Origin of the sequence: Aliidiomarina maris (genome assembly GCF_003987335.1) — a bacterium.
Taxonomy (GTDB): domain Bacteria; phylum Pseudomonadota; class Gammaproteobacteria; order Enterobacterales; family Alteromonadaceae; genus Aliidiomarina; species Aliidiomarina maris.
This window is the reverse complement of record NZ_PIPK01000001.1, coordinates 42,155-62,501: the sequence shown is the minus strand read 5'-3', so window position 1 is coordinate 62,501 and position 20,347 is coordinate 42,155. Positions and strand designations below refer to the sequence as shown.

At 51.5% G+C, this 20,347-nt stretch carries 14 protein-coding genes; 10 read left to right on the top strand and 4 right to left on the bottom strand.

Going from position 1 to position 20,347, the window contains the following annotated elements; all coding sequences use genetic code 11:
• The first annotated feature begins 1 nt into the window (after position 1).
• Positions 2-2,512, top strand: coding sequence for a S9 family peptidase (locus CWE07_RS00285; protein ID WP_111567936.1), 2,511 nt, complete (start codon positions 2-4; stop codon positions 2,510-2,512).
• Between the two features lie 45 nt (positions 2,513-2,557).
• Here the strand turns inward: CWE07_RS00285 and rrtA are convergent, their stop codons facing one another.
• Positions 2,558-3,196: a rhombosortase gene (rrtA, locus tag CWE07_RS00280; RefSeq protein WP_111567935.1), complete on the bottom strand. Its 639-nt coding sequence runs from the start codon at positions 3,194-3,196 to the stop codon at positions 2,558-2,560.
• A gap of 143 nt (positions 3,197-3,339) precedes the next feature.
• Between rrtA and ggt the strand changes: the two genes are divergently transcribed.
• Together ggt and CWE07_RS00270 are read left to right on the top strand one after the other, a co-directional pair.
• Positions 3,340-5,100, top strand: a complete 1,761-nt coding sequence (gene ggt / locus CWE07_RS00275) for a gamma-glutamyltransferase (protein WP_111567934.1) — start codon at positions 3,340-3,342, stop codon at positions 5,098-5,100.
• Between the two features lie 48 nt (positions 5,101-5,148).
• Positions 5,149-5,574, top strand: coding sequence for a hypothetical protein (locus CWE07_RS00270; protein WP_111567933.1), 426 nt, complete (start codon positions 5,149-5,151; stop codon positions 5,572-5,574).
• 44 nt (positions 5,575-5,618) lie between these two features.
• Here the strand turns inward: CWE07_RS00270 and CWE07_RS00265 are convergent, their stop codons facing one another.
• The gene (locus tag CWE07_RS00265) at positions 5,619-5,987 is read right to left on the bottom strand and encodes a histidine triad nucleotide-binding protein (protein WP_111567932.1); all 369 of its coding nucleotides are present in this window, start codon (positions 5,985-5,987) and stop codon (positions 5,619-5,621) included.
• Between the two features lie 140 nt (positions 5,988-6,127).
• Here CWE07_RS00265 and CWE07_RS00260 point away from each other — a divergent pair, with 140 nt between their 5' ends.
• The 6 genes from CWE07_RS00260 (at position 6,128) to CWE07_RS00235 (ending at position 14,512) form a co-directional block, all read left to right on the top strand.
• Positions 6,128-6,427, top strand: coding sequence for a PilZ domain-containing protein (locus CWE07_RS00260; protein WP_111567931.1), 300 nt, complete (start codon positions 6,128-6,130; stop codon positions 6,425-6,427).
• A gap of 259 nt (positions 6,428-6,686) precedes the next feature.
• Positions 6,687-7,802 (top strand): efflux RND transporter periplasmic adaptor subunit, encoded by a 1,116-nt coding sequence (locus CWE07_RS00255; protein WP_111567930.1) that lies wholly within the window; start codon positions 6,687-6,689, stop codon positions 7,800-7,802.
• 15 nt (positions 7,803-7,817) lie between these two features.
• Positions 7,818-10,970, top strand: a complete 3,153-nt coding sequence (locus CWE07_RS00250; protein WP_111567929.1) for an efflux RND transporter permease subunit — start codon at positions 7,818-7,820, stop codon at positions 10,968-10,970.
• Position 10,971: 1 nt separating this feature from the next.
• Positions 10,972-12,414 (top strand): efflux transporter outer membrane subunit, encoded by a 1,443-nt coding sequence (locus tag CWE07_RS00245; RefSeq protein ID WP_111567928.1) that lies wholly within the window; start codon positions 10,972-10,974, stop codon positions 12,412-12,414.
• Between the two features lie 74 nt (positions 12,415-12,488).
• A complete protein-coding gene (locus CWE07_RS00240) occupies positions 12,489-13,157 on the top strand; it encodes a response regulator (protein ID WP_111567927.1) in 669 nt (222 codons plus the stop codon).
• An 8-nt stretch (positions 13,158-13,165) separates the two neighbouring features.
• Positions 13,166-14,512 (top strand): sensor histidine kinase, encoded by a 1,347-nt coding sequence (locus CWE07_RS00235; protein ID WP_111567926.1) that lies wholly within the window; start codon positions 13,166-13,168, stop codon positions 14,510-14,512.
• Here CWE07_RS00235 and CWE07_RS00230 read toward each other — a convergent pair.
• Positions 14,472-17,582, bottom strand: a complete 3,111-nt coding sequence (locus CWE07_RS00230) for an efflux RND transporter permease subunit (RefSeq protein WP_241973959.1) — start codon at positions 17,580-17,582, stop codon at positions 14,472-14,474. The genes CWE07_RS00235 and CWE07_RS00230 overlap by 41 nt on opposite strands.
• Positions 17,583-17,585: 3 nt before the next feature.
• The gene (locus tag CWE07_RS00225) at positions 17,586-18,686 is read right to left on the bottom strand and encodes an efflux RND transporter periplasmic adaptor subunit (protein ID WP_111567925.1); all 1,101 of its coding nucleotides are present in this window, start codon (positions 18,684-18,686) and stop codon (positions 17,586-17,588) included.
• A 167-nt stretch (positions 18,687-18,853) separates the two neighbouring features.
• On the opposite strand from CWE07_RS00225, the gene CWE07_RS00220 reads away from it, so the two are divergent.
• On the top strand, positions 18,854-20,311 hold the full coding sequence (locus CWE07_RS00220) for an efflux transporter outer membrane subunit (protein WP_126818944.1): 1,458 nt from the start codon (positions 18,854-18,856) through the stop codon (positions 20,309-20,311).
• The last annotated feature ends 36 nt before the right edge of the window (positions 20,312-20,347 follow it).

Here is a 20,347-nt window from a genome sequence, read left to right as displayed (position 1 = left end):
CATGCAAACAACACATTTCAAAACAAAATTAGCGGTCGCCGTGACTGCTGCTTTGCTCTCAGTTGCCTGTGCAACGACTGAATCTGCACCGAGCCAAGGCGAAGCGCGAGCGCCAAGCTATGATGCTCAAGCCCACGCACAATCACAACCAAGTGCCCAAGCAAGCCAACAATTAAGCTTGGAGCAAATTATGGCGGATCAAGACTGGGTTGCACGTTCGCCTGAGCGCGCGTTCTGGTCGTACGATGGCAGCCAGATTATTTTTGACCGCAAACGTAGTGGTTCACCGATGCGCGACCTATATGTGCGCGATGTGAGCGCAGAAGGAAATGGGGAGCGTGTCGCTTTAAGTGACATTCACGCCTATGCGTACCGCAATGCGGTGACCAACCAAGACCGCAGCATGCATGCCTACGTATTTGAAAATAACGTATTTGTTCGCAATGTTCGCAGTGGCGAGCTGACCCAACTGACACGTGATACCCGCAGCAAAGCTGACGTGAATTTCTTATTAGACGGCCGTGTCGTATTTCGAAGTGGCCATGAAGTGCTCGCTGTTCACCCTCGTACAGGCATGACAGAGACTTTGGCTGTATTGCGTTTTGACGATGCGCCGACCGCGTTGCAAGAACCAGCTGACTTAATTGCGCGTGAAGAAATTGATTTAATCGGATTTGCGCAACTGCAGCGCCAACAGCGCACTGAGCGTTTTGAGCACCGCGAGCAGTTAGCTGCCGAGAATGCAACCTTGGTCGCTAGCCCGTTTTACTTGGGCAAAGGCATGGAACTGGCTGAATTAAGTGTATCACCAAATGGCCGACACGCTGTTGTGGCAGTGCAAAAGCCGCAAAGCTGGCGTGGCGAGGGCGACATTATGCCGCGTTATGTCACCGAGACCGGTCGCATTGAAAACCAAGATGTGCGCCGCCGCGTGGCTGATGCCGAGCCTCAAGAACAAGAATTGTATTTGCTGGATTTACAGTCTGGTGAGAAACAGCGTTTAGACTACAGCAGCTTACCAGGCTTTGACGAAGACGTGCTTGCCAGTGTGCGTAGTGAAAACTATCAGCAGCGTGGCGAGGGTTATCGTTCAGAGCGCAAGCCTCGCGCAATTAGTGTGATGCCAAGCTGGTCTGCAGCCCAGGGCAATATTCAATGGAATGACGATGGCAGCAAAGTTGCTATGTTCCTGCGTGCGTGGGATAACAAAGACCGCTGGATTGCGACGGTAGAAACAACTAACCCACGTTTGGTCAGCCAACACCGTTTACATGACGAAGCATGGATCAATAATCGTGTGTATAACGATTTAGGTTGGGTACCGGGCCAAAATAGCATTTGGTATACCTCTGAAGAGGATGGTTTCGGGCATATTTATCGCAAAAACCTGGATACCAACAACACGCGTCAATTGACCTCAGGTCGCTTCGTGGTGGACGGTATCCAAATGGATGCAGCGGGTGAGTACCTGTATTACCACGCTAACCAACCGCACCCAGGCGTTTATGAGGTGTACCGTGTTGCCCTTGCTGATGGTTCCATTGAACAGTTAACTGAGCTGGGTGGTATCAATCATTTCCGCTTAAGCCCAGACGAGCAACATTTGTTGATTACCCACTCAAATGCCGTGCAGCCACACGAGCTGTATTTACAGCGCATTGGTGATCAAGCGTCAGCTACGCGCTTGACGCACACCGTCAGCGATGAATTCAATTCGATTCCCTGGAAAGCGGGTGAAATCGTTGGCGTACCGTCAAGTCACGTAGACGAGCCTATTTATTCGCGCGTGTACTTACCTGATGACTTTGACCCTAACCATGCGGAAGGCTATCCAGCGGTCGTGTTTATTCACGGTGCTGGCTACCTGCAAAACGCGCATGCTGGCTGGTCAAACTACAGCCGTGAATTCATGTTCCATAACATGCTGACGCAACAGGGCTATGTGGTACTTGATTTAGATTTCCGTGGCTCGCAAGGTTATGGTCGTGACTGGCGTACTGCGGTGTATCGTCAAATGGGCACGCCAGAAGTTGAAGACTTAGTTGATGTCGTTAACTGGATGGGTGAACACGCCAATGTGAATACCGACCGTGTCGGCACGTACGGTGGCTCTTACGGTGGTTTCCTGACGTTCATGGCATTGTTTAAAGAACCTGACCTGTTTGCCGCTGGTGCAGCGCTTCGCCCGGTGACCGACTGGGCGCATTATAACACCGGCTACACGTCAAACATTTTGAACCTGCCTCAAGACGACATGATCGCATATCGTCGTAGCTCGCCTATTTACTTGGCTGAGGGCTATCAAAACACGCCGATGCTTATTAGCGCGCCAATGGTAGATGACAATGTGTTCTTCCAAGACTCAGTACGCTTAGTTCAGCGTTTAATTGAGCTGGAAAAAGAAAACTTTGAAACTGCTATTTTCCCAGTTGAACCGCATGGTTTTGTGCAACCAACTGGTTGGTTAGACCAATACCGTCGTATCTATAAGTTGTTTGAAAACAACCTGTAGGTTCGAGGTTAGTTGATACGGTGTATCTAGCGCTCTAAGTTTTCCTTAGGGCGCTTTTTTATTGTTGTTAACATTGCGCGTCAACGTTGGCGTCAGGGCACCGAATATCAGCCCGGCTAGCATCGCACCAAGATGCGCATGCGCTGCGGCTTCTACCCCTAACCAATTGATTTGCTGTGCGTTAAGCTCTACCACGGTCTTAATCACAATAGCCAGCAACATCAATGCGCCAATCGACATACGAATATCGCTGTTGCCACGCAGTACCTGCATGGTTGCAAAGCCAACCATGCCATGGGTTAACGCGGAAAAGCCGACAAAACTGTGGGCTGGGGCAAAGAAGTGACTCAACACTGCAGCACCTAATGCACTGAACGTTAACAGGCATGCCATTCTCAGGCTTGTATAATTAGCTGCAAATATCCACCAAGCTGCGACAAACGCGACCACATTAACCACCAAGTGCTGCCAGTCCAGGTGAATAAAATGTGCCGTGATGATACGCCATGGTTGCTGACTTAACGGTTGGCCGACGATAAACTCTAGCTGGCTTAGCAGCTGCGCCTGCGGCCAGCATAGGTTGGCTAGTTGTAGTAGCGTCATGATGCTGGCTAGCGCCACGACGAAATATCCAGTGATACGCTGGCTACGGGTTAGTCGCAACGGCTGAAGTGTATATCGCATGTGAGTTTAATCGTTTCCTTTGCTATGCTAGCGCTTTCGCATGTTAACCCTTGACGTTATAAAATACGACTGACGCGCGATTTACTAGCCCTCAATCACGCGTGTCGGTACCCAATACAACCATAAAGAGGACGCTCTACTCAATGAATCAGCATCGCCCTGTGATTAACCGCTTGACCCAGCTTGCCGTGTTACTCGTGGCTACTTTAGGTTTGAATGCCTGTAGTCAAAGTCAGCCCGAACGTGAAGCCTATGACCCAGAAGCAGCGACAGGGATTGGCTCACAGCAGCTTGCCCAGAGTCAACAGTTTATGGTGTCAGCGGCCAACCCAGAGGCGGTAGCAGTTGGTAATGCGGTATTGGCAAAGGGCGGTAGTGCCATTGACGCGGCAATCGCAGTGCAAAATATGCTGACATTGGTTGAGCCGCAATCGTCCGGCATTGGTGGTGGCGCCTTTATCATGTATTGGGACGCCAATGAACAACAATTGTATACCTTAGATGCGCGTGAAGTCGCGCCTGCTGCGGCTGATGAAGATTTATTTATTAAGGCAGATGGCGAACCCGAGCGTTGGATAGACGCGATTGTTGGTGGCCGCGCAGTGGGTACGCCAGGCATTGTCAAAGGCATGCAAGTAGCGCATCAGCGTTGGGGGCAATTGCCTTGGGCTGATTTGTTTAACGATACCATTGAGTTGGCAGAGCAGGGGTTTGAAGTATCGCCACGCCTGGCGCAATTGGTCGAGATGGAAATTCACCCTGGCTTACGTCAACTTCAACCTGCCGCAGATTATTTTTTCCCTGAAGGAGAGCCGTTAGAAGCGGGAAGCTTACTGCGTAATCCAGAATTAGCCGCAACTTTACGCCGCATTGCGAATGAAGGTGCTGAAGCCTTTTACCAAGGCGAACTTGCCGAAGCCATGGTGGCTGCCGTACAGCAGTCAGCTATTGCGCCGGGGCGTTTAAGTCTTGAGGATTTAGCCAATTATCAGGTAGCTTGGCGTGAGCCGGTATGTGCGGGCTATCGCAGTTATGACGTGTGCAGTATGGGTCCTCCAAGCTCGGGTGGGGTTACTTTGCTGCAAATCCTTGCGCTGCTGGAGCCGATTGACCTAGCACAGTCCGCAGTTAATTCGGTTCAGCCTTGGCATTACTTCACCCAAGCGTCACGCTTGGCCTATGCTGACCGCGACCGTTATTTAGCCGACCCAGATTTTGTGGATGTGCCCGTTGACCAGATGCTGTCTGCGGATTACTTGAATCAGCGCGCTGAGCTCATTGGTGCCAATGACATGGGCCAGGCAACTGCAGGCGAATTTAACGATTATCAAGCTGGTGTGAATTACGAGCAGCCAAGCACGACGCACATCAGCATTGTGGACGCGCAGGGGAATGCGGTGTCAATGACCAGTACCATTGAAATGGGATTTGGCTCGGCGGTCATGGTCGGCGGCTTTTTACTGAACAACCAATTGACTGATTTTTCATTAAACCCGCGCGACCAGAACGGGTTTGCCGCCAACCGAGTTGAGCCAGGTAAACGACCGCGTAGCTCAATGGCACCCGTGATAGCATTTGACGCTGAGGGGCAGTTGGCGTATGTGGTTGGATCGCCGGGCGGACCGCGCATTATCAATTATGTGGCGAAGTCATTAATTGGTCTGATTGATTACCAACTGGACATGCAAAGTGCGATTAATTTACCCAATGTGACCAATTTAAATGGGCGTACCACGATTGAACAAGAACTCGCGCCCGCGGATTGGGAAGCGCAGCTGCGTGAGCTTGGACATGACGTTGAAGTACGTAGCCTAAACAGTGGCTTACATGGTATCGCTGTGACGCCCGACGGCTTGCAAGGTGGCGCCGACCCGCGTCGAGAGGGGGTTGCCGCAGGGCAGTAAAAGCGTCATTATGAGGCAACACATATCAATATAAGGCAGGAAATGCCAATGCATAAATTAAGTACCCTTTGGGTCGCTATCTGGCTGTTATTGGGGTTAGCTGGCTGTGACTCAAGCGTTGAGCGCGGCCCAGATGCTGACGAGGTCGCAATTGAGTTTTTTGACCGCTTATATAACCAGCGTAATTTAGAGTCTGCTGCTGAGCTGGCGAGCGAAGAATATAGACCTTTGTTGTCACGTTATGGCACCGTCAATGCAGTGAGTCGCTATTTATACAATATGAATTTCGACCAAGTGACGATAGAGGCCGATCGTCAAGGCATCCAACTCTATCGTGAGCAATCAGACACTGCCCGGGTACAAGTGAGTTTCTCTGGCCAGCGCAATAACCAACGGGTTGAGACATTACGCGATGTCGTGTTAGTGCGCCAAAATAATCGCTGGCGCGTGTCGCGGGTGATGGAAGTGTTTTAGTGGGCTGACAAGGCTTGGTTGTTATCAAGCCTTGCCGTTATGGGTTATGCCTGTTTTTTACGTTCTTGGTAAGGTGGCCAACCCAGCGCTTTGCCGGCAAGTAAGTGAACGTGAATATGGTAAACCGTTTGCCCACCATTGTCGTTACAGTTCATGACCGTACGGTATCCGGCTTCAGCAAAGCCTTCTCGGCGTGCAATTTCTCCAGCTACCCAAAACAAGTGTCCCACAAGTTCGCGTTGATCTTTTTCAATATCATTGCAAGTGGCTATGCGCTGCTTGGGGATAATTAGTAGATGCGTCGGGGCTTGCGGATTAATGTCTTCAAAGGCCAATGCAAATTCGTCTTCATACACGATGTTTGCGGGTATCTCGCGCTGAATAATTTTATCGAAAATTGTACCTTCACTCATAAGAAGTCCTTACAGAAAGAAAATGAACGGCGATGCGGACTCACGCTAGCAAATTTAGCGCCTTGGGGGAATCATTAAAGCCACTTGACCAATGCGGTAACAGCGATTAACTTAAATTCATCATCTTCAGGAGTTTGGCTATGAGCACATCATTAAGCAAAGAACAACGTGACTTTCACCGGATGGCAATTAATGCCCCTGCAACCGTGGTATATGTGCGCGATGATCAGATGCAACGTATGGCCGCTACCTGCAAAGACTTAGGCGCGACAGGCGTCTCGCTGCAAGTTGCGGAACCGCTTCAAGAGGGCGACCCTATTGAGGTGGTGATCAAAGGGCTGAACGTACAGCCACTTGATGTCAAAGCTAAAGTTTTACGCGTTGAAACCTTAGCAAATGGCGAGTATCTGATTGGTTGTGCAGCGACATCCGTGCGTTAGTCACAATTCTTTGCTTTTCTAAACTTACCCTACGCGCTGTCAACCTTTATCATAGACGCTGGTTGAGTTGCTAACCTAGCCTCGTGCAAGGTTAATCACTTGCGAATCGAATATAAGATCCACCTTACATGGATCTTTTTTCATACCTAATCAGTAATTTATTGACTAATTGGTAAATAAAAACTAGCAACTATAGTTTGCCAGTCGATGCATTGCATTGACTGGCATTAATGTATGTATCAGGTACGGAGTAACACCTATGTCGAAAAAATTATGGCCCGCGCCTTTGGTGTTGGTGATGAGTCTAGCCGCCTGTAGTGGTGAACCTGAGCAAGCACAACAAGGTGGTATGCCACCAGCTCCCGTGACGGTGAGTACGCTATCCGCAGTTGATGTGACCTATTATGGCGAGTTTGCAGCACGCATCCACGGTGCGCGAGAAGCTCAGGTCGCAGCACAAGTTTCCGGCATTTTGCAACAGCGACGTTTCGAAGAGGGTCGCCACGTAGAGCAGGGGCAGACGCTGTTTCAAATTGATCCTGAACCTTATGAAATTCAGTTAGCCAGCGCGCAAGCGGATTTAACCGATGCCCAGTCAGCGCAACGTCAAGCCGACAGCGAATGGCGACGGGTAGAAGGCTTGTACGAACAAAATGCGTTAAGTACGCGTGATTTTGAAACTGCGCGCAGCCAGCGCGATGCGGCACAAGCACGTGTACAACGCGCTCAAGCCGCGGTACAAGATGCAGAACGTAATCTGCGTTACACCCGTGTAGAAGCGCCCATTTCTGGGGCCGTCGGGATGGAAAACCTGACCGAGGGTAACTTGATTCAAGCCGGCACCGTGCTGACACACATTACTCAAATCGACCCAGTTTTTGCGCACTTCTCAATGCCTGAGAGCGATGCATGGCGCCAGCGCTTAGTGCGTCAAGATAACCCTGAGTTAGCAAGTGCGGCTTGGGCTATCTTACCTGATGGCAGTGAATATACCGAAGTTGGCAGTATTAATTTCGTCGCACCGCGTGTGGATGAAAGCAGTGCTTCAGTGGCCATGCGCGCAAGTTTTGACAACCCTGAAAATATCCTGGTACCCGGCCAGTACCTGCGGTTGCGTGTGGTCGTTGCGGACTATCAAGATGTGTTTAAGTTGCCACCAAGTGCTGTAAGCCAAGGGCAGCAAGGTGCTCAGGTGTTTGTGGTTAGTGACGATGGCAATACGGTGAGTGCCCAGCCGGTGCAACTTGGCCCTGTGATTGACGGCGAACAAGTTGTAGTCGCTGGGTTAGAGGCGGAGCAACGCGTGGTGGTTAACGGCCATGTCGCGCTACGTGACGGCGCGGAAATTAATATTACCAATAACGACTCAGAGTAGTAGTCGGGGGACAGTATGTTTCGATTCTTTATCGACCGACCGTTATTTTCATCGGTTATTTCGGTCATTATTATTCTCATGGGTGTGGTCGCTATGCGCGCACTGCCGATTGAGATGTATCCGGACGTGGTACCACCGCAAGTGGTGGTCAGTGCGACGTATCCGGGTGCTAGTGCTCAGGTAGTTGCCGATTCGGTTGCTGCGCCCTTGGAGCAGGAAATCAATGGTGTAGATGACATGATTTTCATGGAATCGACCAGTTCTGACGCAGGTATGCTGCAGATCTCGATTTCATTTGCGATGGGTACAGACCCAGACCAAGCACAAATCAACGTCAACAACCGTGTTCAAGCCGCCATTTCACGCTTACCACAAATTGTGCGTGACTTAGGTGTCCAGGTGCAGGCGAGATCAACCAATATCTTAATGGTGCCGGTACTGTATTCACCTGACGACAGTATGCGCACCTTAGATATTAGTAACTATGCATTGATAAACGTGTTGGACGAGCTGGCGCGGGTGCCAGGTGTGGGTGATGCGTCCTTGTTTGGTCCGGATGATTACTCGATGCGGATTTGGACAGACCCAGCCAAAATGGCGCAATTTGCGTTAAACCCGCAAGACTTAGCCGCGGCAATTAACACTCAGAACGCGCAATATGCAGCGGGACGTTTCGGTGCCAACCCTGCGCCAGAAGGGACTGCATTTACCTTTAGTGCGACCACCAATACCCAATTAAGCGAACCAGAAGAGTTTGGCAATATCATATTGCGCAGCACCGATGCCGGCGGGTTTTTGCGTCTGCGCGATGTCGCAGATGTTGAGCTTGGGTCGCAGAACTACGATTTCTCAGCGGTATACAATGGCCAGCGAGCCGTGCCTATGGGTGTATTCCTGCAGCCTGGCGCGAATGCCTTAGATACTGCGAACGCGGTGCGCGACACCTTAGAGGACATGCGTACTCGCTTCCCTGAGGGCATTGATTTTTATATCCCGTATGACACCACTGAATTCATTGAGATTTCAATTTCCGAGGTTGTGAACACCTTGGTGATAGCGGTGATCTTGGTGGTATTAGTGACCTTCTTGTTCTTGCAGCGTTTTCGCGCCACGCTCATTCCAGTGGCGGCGATTCCGGTCTCATTGATTGGTACTTTCGCCGGCATGCAGCTACTGGGTTTCTCGATCAACATGCTGACTCTGTTCGGTTTGGTGTTGGCTATCGGTATCGTGGTCGACAATGCCATTATCGTAATGGAGAACGTGGCACGCTTAATCAGTGAAAAAGGCATGAAAGCTCGCGATGCATCGGTCGAAACCATGAAGCAAGTCGCAGGTGCCGTGGTGTCATCTACTTTGGTATTAGTCGCGGTGTTTGCACCGGTCGCATTTCTCGGTGGTTTAAGCGGCGAGCTATATCGACAATTTGCGGTCACTATCGCGGTCTCCGTGGTGGTGTCTGGTATTGTCGCTGTGACCTTAACACCTGCTATGTGTGCCTTGTTCCTGGATGGGCAAAAACGAGAGGTGTCCAAGCCATTCCAGTGGTTCAATGCGGGATTTGAGCGCCTCACTAATGGCTTTGTGGCCACGGTCACTTGGCTGCTGCACCACTGGCTGATTGGTATTGCAATGTTTTTAGCAAGCTGTGCGCTGGCCGTATTCTTGCTCACGCGTTTACCAAGCGGCTTAGTACCGGCAGAAGACCAAGGTGTTGCGATGCTGTATGCGCAATTGCCTGCGTCGTCTCACTTAAGCCGTACTGAAGACGTGCGTGACCGTATTTCTGAGCAACTATTAGAGATGCCAGAAGTGATGGATTTCACCTCGTTTGCAGGTTTTGACATTATCGCCTCAACCTTGCGCTCAAATACCATGGCTGGTTTTATTAACTTAGCTGACTGGGCTGATCGCCGCGCACCGGAACAACATGCGCAAGCAATTGCTGAGAAAGTGATGGGCATGGGCTTTGGTATTCAAGAAGCCAATGTGATTGCGTTTGTACCACCGCCAATTCAAGGTCTGTCACTGACTGGCGGCGTTGAAGGTTACCTGCAAATCCGTGAAGACATGAGCACTGAGGACATCGAGGCCTTAGCCCAGCGCGTGGCGCAGGCAGCTAACGAACGTCCCGAATTAGTGGGTGCGCGTACAACCTTAGTGACCGATATACCGCGTTATCAAATTGAGGTTGACCGTGAAAAAGCCTACGCCGCCGGGGTTGGTTTAGATGCGGTGTTTTCGACCTTGCAAAGTACGTTGGGCGCTTTATATGTCAATGACTTTGTTTACCAAGGACGGTTATGGCAGGTCAACGTGCAGGCCCAGGGGGAGTATCGAACTGAACCTGAAGACCTACGCTACGTGTTTGTGCGCTCAGAGCAGGGCACCATGGTTCCGATTAGCTCGTTAGTGAATGTAGAGCGTCAACGTGGTGCTGACATTGTTAATCGCTTCAATATTTTTGCTGCGGCAAAAGTGATGGCAGATCCTGCACCGGGTTACACCACAGGACAAGCCAAAGAAGCCTTTGAACAAGTGGTCGCTGAGCTCGACGGTGAAGCTGGTGCGCAATTGGGTTGGATAGGTGAAGCCTATCAGCTCGAAGTTGCATCAGGCACTGGGGCGGCTGCATTCGGACTTGGCTTGTTGATGATTTTCTTAATTTTGGTGGCCCAATACGAGCGTATTACCTTGCCGCTTGCCGTCGCTGTAGCGGTACCTTTCGGGGTGCTGGGCGCGGCGTTAGCAGCCTTACTGCGTGGGTTCCCGAATGATGTCTATTTCCAAGTCGGGCTATTGGTGTTAATTGGTTTGGCCGCGAAGAACGCAATTTTGATTGTTGAGTTCGCCGCGCAAAACCGCAAAGAAGGGATGAGTGCGATGGATGCAGCAGTCGCTGCTGCACGTCAACGCTTCCGCGCGATTATCATGACCGCAGCAACCTTCATTATCGGTACGGTGCCGTTGGCGATTGCCAGTGGTGCGGGGGCCGCGAGTCGTCAGGAAATCGGTACTGTGGTCGTTGGCGGCATGCTAGCAGCTTCCACGTTAGCTCTGTTGTTCGTGCCGTTAGGTTATAAGGTGTTTGAAGACTTATCGACATGGCGCAGCGAGCGTAAAGCGAGCAAGCGTCAGGCCAACGAATCGCAATCTGAGGGGGCATAACATGCGCAATTTTAGAACTTCATGTCTCGCCCTTAGCTTAAGCGTAGCCCTTGCGGGCTGCGCTATGGGGCCTAACTACCAAAGTCTTGAACTTGATTTGGCAGAGCAATTCCCAGAACATCAGATTGAGGCGCAAAGCACTGAGCAGGATTGGCTCACATGGTGGCGTCAATTTAACGACCCGAACTTGAATGCTTTGGTTGAACGCGCGTTAGACGATAGCTTGGAGCTGCAACTACAACTGCAACGCATTGAGCAAGCACGTGCTCAACTGGGCTTAAGTAACGCTGAATTTTGGCCGACCTTAGGGGCGCAAGCGGAGGCGACGCGAACCCAACAACCCGCCGTGTTGCTACCGCCAGAGTTTGGTGGCGGCACGCCGCGTAATCAATTTTCCGTGGCCGGTAGCTTAAGTTACGAGCTGGATTTATGGGGCCGTGTGCGTCGTGAACGGGAAGCGGCAGGTGCACTACTCGAGCAGTCTGTGTACGGCGCGCAAGCAGTGCGATTAAATATCATTGCGGATGTGGTGACTACCTACTTTAATATGCGCGCACTTGAGCAGCAGGTAGCAGTCACTGAGCGCAGCATTGACAACTATGCGCAAAGTCTGCAGTTGATGGAAGTGCGCTATGAAGCGGGTGCCATTGACCCTCTGAGCTTGCGCCAAGCGCGAGCGATGACCGAAGGTGCGCGTGCGGCATTGCCTGATTTGCAGGAAGCATTAGCAACCACCCGCAGTGCGCTCGCTATGCTGGTTGGCTATAGTGAGCAAGAAATGCTCGGCCAGCTCGACTTTGGGGCAACCCAGCTAAGTGACATTGCGTTGCCGGAGCAATTACCTGCGGTGTTACCGTCGGAGTTACTACAGCGACGCCCTGATGTGCGTGCGGCCGAATCCTACATGGTAGCAGCCAATGCGCAAATTGGTGCCGCCCAAGCGAGTCGTTTCCCGACGTTGAATTTAAACGCAATGCTCGGTACGACAGCCCTTGAAACCGGTGATTTGTTTGCCAGTGGCACCGAAACCTGGTCATTGGGCGGGAACTTAGCGGGGCCGTTATTTGATTTTGGGCGCGGGCGTTTGCGTGTTGAAAGTGCGCAAGCGGCCAGCGATCAGGCGCAAACTCAATATCGCCAAGCGGTATTGGGCGCGCTGCGTGACAGCCGCGATGCATTGACTATGCATTATTATGCCCAGCAACGCACGCAAGCTGTGCGCCGCCAAACCACCGCGGTCGTTGAAACCGTTGAGTTTGCGCAGTTACAGTATGACGCAGGTGCTATCGGGTATTTCGAGTTGCTGGATGCCCAGCGCGAGCAGCTCAATGCTGAGCTGACGCTGGCACAAGCTGAATCTCAGCGCTTTATTGCTGCTGCCAACCTGTTTAAAGCCATGGGCGGCGGTTGGAGCATCGACAGCACCGAGGGCTCAAACGACTGACGTAATGCTGCGCTCAGGGCGTTTCTAAGTTAGGATATCATTCTGACTTAATCTTGTGACGACATACTGAGCACATGCACATTCTATTAGTCGAAGATAACCAAGAAGTAGCCCGCGCCGTGGAGCGCGGGCTTTGTCTTGCCAATTTCACTGTGAACCGGGTCGCTACGGTTGAGCAAGCCAAGCAAGCTTTGCATCATTTCTCATCTGATTTAGTGGTATTAGATTTAGGTTTACCTGATGGCGATGGGTTGCAACTGCTGGCACAGTGGCGCAGCCAGGGTGTTACCCTGCCAATACTAGTACTTACCGCGCGCGACAGCCTTGAAGATAAAGTACATGGGCTTGCCCAAGGCGCCGATGACTACCTGTTAAAACCCTTCGAGTTAGACGAGTTAGTCGCGCGCATTCATGCGTTGCTGCGGCGCGCAAATGGCCGTGCGGTGCAGGTCATTGAACATGGTGCGCTGCGCTTTAACCCAGCCACGCGCGAACTGCGTTTGGGCGATGACGTATTAGACTTACCGCGGCGTGAACTGGCGTTGTTAGAAAAGTTTTTATCCTCAGGGCGGCGCATCATTAGCACTGAGCAGCTATACGACAGCTTGTATGGTTATGGTGAAGAGCCCGACTCAAATGCGCTGAATGTGCACATCTATCATTTACGCAAGAAGCTCGGCAAAGACATTATTGAAACTGTGCGCGGGCTTGGCTATCGCCTCGGCAAAGTTGACCCTGTGTAAACACTTCCATGAAATCTATCCAATCGCGCTTACTACTCACCTTATTATTATCGTTTGTGATTGTCTGGTCAGCGATGTCCACTTGGCTGCTTATCGATTTACAAGGCCAGCTAAAACGAACCTTGGACCAACGATTAGCCGCAAGTGCGCGTATGGTCGCAGGCTTGATAGAGCAAGTGCCAGAGCAGCTCCCCGCGCAATTACCTGCGCAGACAGGCACCTTGTTATCGTCGCAGTCCCACGCAGATTCATGGCTTGACGGTGTAGCCTGTCAGGTACGTCGCCGTGACGGACAATTATTGCTTCAAACCAATATCGACTTAGAGCCCGTATTTGTCGACGCGGCACCAGGTTTCAGCGAAACCACAGTGCAAGGCGTCGATTGGCGTTTATTTACTTATGTGCAAGGCGATATTGTGATTACCACAGCCGATCGCATTCAAGAGCGTCAGTTGCTGTATAAAGGCGTGTTAACTGCCGTAGGTGGCCCAGTGCTGATTGCGCTGATCGCTATGTTGTATGCCACGTGGTGGGGAACTCGTCGAGGGTTGCGCCCCTTATATCAGTTACGTGAAGTTCTGGCGGCGCGCAGTGCTAAGGATCTATCACCGGTGACTTTGCAGATGCCGATTGAGTTGCAGCCTTTGCAGCGCAGCTTGAACCAGCTACTTGAACGAATTGAGCGCTTAATTGCGCGTGAAAAACGCTTCACCAGTGACGCCGCGCATGAATTGCGCACGCCCCTGACGGCAATAAAAACTAATGTGCAGCTGGCACAACGTTTACCCCCTGAACAAGCCAGTGACGTGTTGCAAGACGCAGAAGCGAGTATCAGCCGGATGCAGCGAATGACCGAGCAACTGATGGTGCTAGCGCGATTGGACGCGGAGCAGGGCGTCAGTCAACGCCGAGATATACTGATCCAGGATATTGTCAGTGACGCAGTGATGGACATCGATTCGCTGACACGCTTGGACATTCGTGGCGACCTGCGTGTTGCAGTGAAAACTGCGCCTGAGCTACTGAGTATTGCGCTGCGAAATTTAATTGAGAATGCGCTTAACTATTCCACTGGGAACGTCGAAGTGGAAGTGAGCGTCGCACATACGGCACACGCGACGATGGTTACTTTTAGTGTGGCCGACACGGGACCAGGTTTAAGTGACAGCGAAAAAACCTTGGCCCGAAGCCGATTCTGGCGTGGCGGCCAAGGGCAGGGATCAGGGCTGGGGCTATCCATAACCCAGCAAATTTGTGTCCACTTAGGCGCTACGCTCGAATTACACGATGCAGCGCCCGGTTTGGTGGCTCGTATTAAGCTACCGATTGCTCCGAATCAGAACGGTCGAGCTTAATTTTAAAGAACAGCGAGTAAAGTGCGGGTACCGCCACCAAAGTCAGCAACGACGCAAAGCTTAAGCCACCGATGATAGTAACTGCCATACTGGCAAAAAACGGGTCCCACAACAGGGGTAACATGCCCAAACTTGTAGTACCTGCGGCAAGTAACACTGGGCGCAAACGACTGACACTGGCATCCACCAAGGCGACTTGGGGGTCGTGCCCTTCGCTGATTTGAAAATCTATTTCGTCTACCAGCACAATAGCATTTTTCATCAGCATGCCCGATAAGCTGAGCATGCCAAGCATGGCGGTGAACGAAAACGGTAAGCCAGTAAGCAGCAGCCCCAACACCACACCACAAATTGACATGGGTACAACCGCCCAGATAATCGCAGGCTGTTTCAGGCGGCCAAATAGAAATATGGTAATGGCCAGCATAATTAGCAAACTGACGGGCAGTTGTCCGGTTAAGCCTTGCTGCGCTTCCGCTGAGTTTTCATACTCGCCGCCCCATTCAAGTCGATACCCTGGCGGCAACTCAAAGCCTTCAACCGCACTTTGTACCGCTTCTTGGGCGGCTGCAGAGGTTACATCAGGTGTTGAGTCAGCGTACACAGCGATGGTACGTACGCGATTACGCCGATGAATGCGCGCTTCCTCGCTGGTCACTTCAAAACCATTGACCACTTGCGCGAGCGGCACAAAAGCTTGCTGACTTTGGCTCCATATTTGGCGGTCGATCAGTACGCTAATGTCGTCGCGTTCAGGCGCAGGCGGACGCGCTACTATCGGCAGTAAGTCGTAGCCCTCACGGTAAGTGCCAATGGTGACCCCCGTTGATGAGAAAAGCAGCGTTTGAGCTAGTTCATCACGTTGAATGCCAAGCTGGCGCGCACGTAGCTCGTTATATACGGGCACCACGCCGATAGCAGGGTCACCCCAATTATGGCGTTCGTGCATAGCAAGTGGCTCGGCTTCAAATATCGCTTGGGCTTCCGCCGCTAGCTCACGCAATATAGCGACATCGTTACCCGAAAAACGCGCTTCTAGCTCGGCACCATCGCCAGGTCCGAACGACAGACGCTGAATTCGAATATCAGCATGGGTAAACTCCTGGTTCAGCTTCTCGCGGTAGTGACTGACTAAGCCTGGAATGTCATCCAGTTCATGCACCCGAACAATTAATTGCGCATAGCCAGGGTTGGGCTGTTCAGGCGCGTAGGTGAGCATGAAGCGTGTCGCGCCTTGGCCAATAAAAGTTGCTACTTGCTCGACCTTGTCATCAGCTAACAGCAACTGTTCCATACGCTGCATATCACGCTCGGTCGCGCGAATATCACTACCATGAGGAAGCTCATAATTGATAAAAAATATGGGTGTATTTGAATGCGGGAAAAAAGACTGCGGAATCAGGGTAAAGGCCCACATGCATACCAAGGTAAGCACGACTAAACCTGCAACCGATATCTTGCGCAAGTGCAGCGCTTTAACCAAGACCTTGCGATAGATACGATAAATAGGTTTGTCATATTCGTCGTGCTCGGAGTTATCGTCAGACGCCTCACTTGACTGGTTTTCATCCGGTTCAGGATATTGCTTACGGTATAAATAATGGCCGAACAGTGGCGTAATAGTAACGGCCAGAATCCAGCTCAGTGTCAGTGAAATTAAAATCACCAAAAATAATGAAATCAGGAACTCGCCGGTGACGTCATCAGAGAATGCGATGCTGGAAAACGCCATAATGCCGATAACTGTCGCCCCAAGTAACGGCCATTGAGTTCGTCCGGCGGCTTGGCTAGCGGCTTTGCGCGTACCCATACCTTTGCGCAGGTTAATCACCATACCCTCGGCAACGACAATCGCATTATCGACCAACATGCCCATCGCGATCAGCAATGCACCGAGTGACACACGCTGCATTTCGATACTAAACACGCCCATAAAGAATAGCGTACCTAAAACGGTCAGCAATAGGGTAGGCCCCACGGTCATGGCAATGCGCCAGCCCATAAATAGCCAAAGCACACCAATCACTATGGCGACAGACATTACCAAGTTAATGAAGAATTCGTTGATAGCTTCGTCAACCACACGGTGCTGCTGATAAATAGGCTCAATGTTGACACCCAGTGGTAAGCGTTCAGCAAGGGCATCTAAGTGCGCTTCAACCGCGTCGCCGACTTCTATAATATTGGCTGTTTCCACGCCCGCCACCGCAAGGGTGAAGGCATCTTCGCCATTAAAGCGTACTAATTGGCGCGGTTGGTCGTTGACCGCACGCGTGACTTGGGCGATGTCCCCCAACATGATTTGCTCTATCGAGCCCGGACGGCCAATGCGAATCGCGCTAATTTGGTCAATGCTGTCACTGTCATGGCTGGTGATAATACGCACTTGACGGTCACCAGTGCGTATCGAGCCGGCAAAAGCTACGGCGTTCTCAGTTTGAATGGTATTGATAAGCTGCTCTAGCGGGATGCCAAGGCGATTCAAACGCTCTTGGGGTATATCAATATAAATCACTTCTTCGCGCTCGCCCGCGGTGGACACGCGTGCAACATTTTCCACGGTGAGCAGCTCACGCTGCAAGAACCGCGACAACTGGCTAATATCGTGCGCGCTATAGCCTGGGGACGTCACCGCATAGAATAAGCCGTAGACCTCGCCAAAATCGTCATTCACCACCGAGGGGTTGGTGCCTTGGGGCAGTTCGCGTTGAGCATCATTGACTTTACGCCGTAATTCATCCCAAATTTGCGGAAACTGGGATGAATGGAAAGATGAATCAATTTCAACTTCAATTTCAGAGCGACCCGGCATAGATACGGAGCGAATCGTATCAATTTGCGACAGCTCCTGAATAGCACGCTCTAAACGCTCAGTGACTTCTTCTTCCACTTCGCGGGCACTAGCACCTGGATATTCGGTATTGATAATCGCGGTTGGAATTGAGAACGATGGGTCTTCAAGCTTACCCACGCTAAGAAAACCCCAGATACCTCCGAACAAACATAAAACTAACAGTAACCATGGGTACAGAGGCTTTTCGATTGAGTAACCAGCAACATCCAACTTCATCGTTTACAGCGCCTCTTGCATTGGCTTGACGGCGTCGCCATCGTTTAAACGAGAGGCGCCAGCGGCCACTATGGTTTCACCACCTTCTAAGCCATTGGTAATGTATGCATGGCTTGCGCTCAGGGTCTCCACATCGACTTCAATTTGGCGCACACGGTCAGCCGCATCATTCAGTGCAAACACATAAAAGCGACCTTGAGCCGCGGTTTTGAGTGCATTGACGGGTACGCGAATGCGATTATTTTGAGTCGGGTTAGGTACTTCAATGCGCACATTGGCGACCATGCCGGGTAGGGCAATCAAGCTGGCTTGTTGATCATGAAGCTGGCTGAAGGCGAACTCGACTTCATAGGTTTGTGTGGTGGGTGCGGCTTGGCTGATATGTTCGCGATACTCTAATGGGTAGCGGGTATGCGGACTGGTCAGTAATGACGCTTCAAACTGGCCTGTCATACGCGCATCTTGTTGCGGGTCGGCAGCAAAATCTTGCATCAGCCGCTCGAAAAAGGTTTCTGGCACTTGCGTGCGCACCCGCAATTCTGACATATCCTGAATAATAACCACGGGCACTTCAGGCGCGACCATGGTCTGGGGGTCCACCAGTCGGCGCGTGATCATAGCGGCGTAGGGGGCGTACAAGCGCGTACGCTCAAGTTCAAGTTCCGCGTGCTCTAACTGCACTTGGGCTTGGTCATAGTTTGCTTCGGCAACATCGCGCTCGATGCCTGACACCGCACCTAAGCTCACCAACATACGTTTACGCTCAACATCGGCTTCTGCCAAGCGCAAATCTGCTCTGGCATTACGTACGGCTAAACGGTAATCGGTATCGTCTAATGCAGCAATCAAAGTCCCTGCAGGCACGATATCCCCTTGGGGCACAGCAAACTCCTGTAGTCTGCCTGGAACCTGAAAGGAAAGCTCAACCGTTGATTTGGCAACGACCTCGCCAATAAACTCGCGCCGAATAGAGGTGTCAGGGGCGCTGACTTCAAACGTTTTCACCACGCTGGCTTGTTGGTTGTGGGCTTGCTCCTCTTGTTGACTGCAGCCGAACAATAACAAGGCGATAAAAAGGAATGAAAAAGTACGGAAAATAGTCATGTGAGCGCCTTATCAAGCCAAAGTTCGTAGAAGTTACGGTTTTTGATACGAACCTTCGTTAAAACAACTAATTATGTGAAAGCTACGATTTTGACTATAGTAAATTTCAAGCACTTCGCCAGCTACGGTAAGGCGATAAACCATAAGATTGCGCAGGAGAGACGATTTTGAGACGGTTACGAGCGGTTTACTTCGCTGTGGGCACCTTAGCATGTACAGGTTTGAGTGCCTGTGTGATGGGGCCCGATTATGAGGCGGCCGAGCAGTCACTACCTGAATCTTGGGCATTTGAACTCGAACAACAAGCACAGCAGCGCGAACAAGACCGAGCGCTTTGGTGGCAGCAATTCCAAGACCCAGTTTTAGACCAGTTAGTGCAGCAAGCGCTGACTCAAAATCTAGAGTTACAGGCCCAATTTATCCGTATCGACAGCGCGCGTGCTCAATTGGGGTTAGCATCGGCTGAGCGCTTCCCAACCATTGGTTATCAGGCCGAAGCAAGCCGGGAACGGCTTCCCGGCACCGCACTTCCTGTCGATAATGAAGTGATCCAAGAGTTAATTCAGAGCACCTATAATACTTTTAACGTGTCGGCGACCTTAAGTTATGAACTTGACTTGTGGGGCCGAGTAGCACGCCAACGAGAAGGTGCGGCGGCAAGCTTGCGCCAATCCGCTTATGACTATGAAAGCGCGCGCCTGACATTAATCGCGGACGTGGTGACTACTTATATTGAATGGCGCACTGTGGTGGCGCAATATCAAAATCAACTGGCAATCGTTGCTGATTACGAGCATGCATTGTCGTTGCAACTCAGTCGTTTTGAGTATGGTGAAGCGCCGGAACTTGCAGTGCAGCAAGCGCGTACCGAATTAGCCAGCGCACGTGCTGAACTGCCGGGTTTACGTGCGCAGCGCTCCGCTTATGAAAGTGCCTTAGCGCTGTTGGTGGGGCTAAACCCGCAGCAAGTCTTTGACCAGTTCGCAGATGACTGGGACCACGCGCGCCTTGCGGATTTAGATACTACACATCAGCTACCAAATTTGATGCCTGCTGATTTAATGCAGCGCCGGCCTGATATTCTGGCGGCTGAGGAAGCGCTGCGTGCAGCCACCGCACAAGTAGGCGTAGCCGAGGCAGACCGCTTACCGAGAGTGAGTATTCAAGGCTTCTTTGGTAGCGTTGCTACGGATCATAGCGACCTGTTTACCTCACAATCACGCGCATGGGGGCTGACGGGCAATTTAAGCGGCCCGTTGATAGATTTTGGGCGCTTAGAGACTGCAGCACAAAGTGCAGACTTGCAGCGCCAACAGGCAGTCATACAGTATCAGGCAACGGTGAACGGGGCCTATATTGAAGTGCGCGATGCGCTTAATCTGTATACGTTTCAACAACAGCGCTATCAAGCTATCAATGAACAATTACAAAGCGTTGAACGCCAACTACAAATGCTCGAAGACGCATTTGAACTTGGCATGGTGAGTTTTTTAGAAGTGCTCGATGCTCGCCGTGGCGTCGCTCAAGCCAGTCAAGCGCAGCTAGCCGCACGCGGCCAACTATTGAGCGCTCAAGCTACATTGTTCAAAGCCTTGGGGGGTGGATGGCAAACGCGGACAGGCTGAGCCATTGCAATATAGCTGCAATGGCTCGCGCTTGAT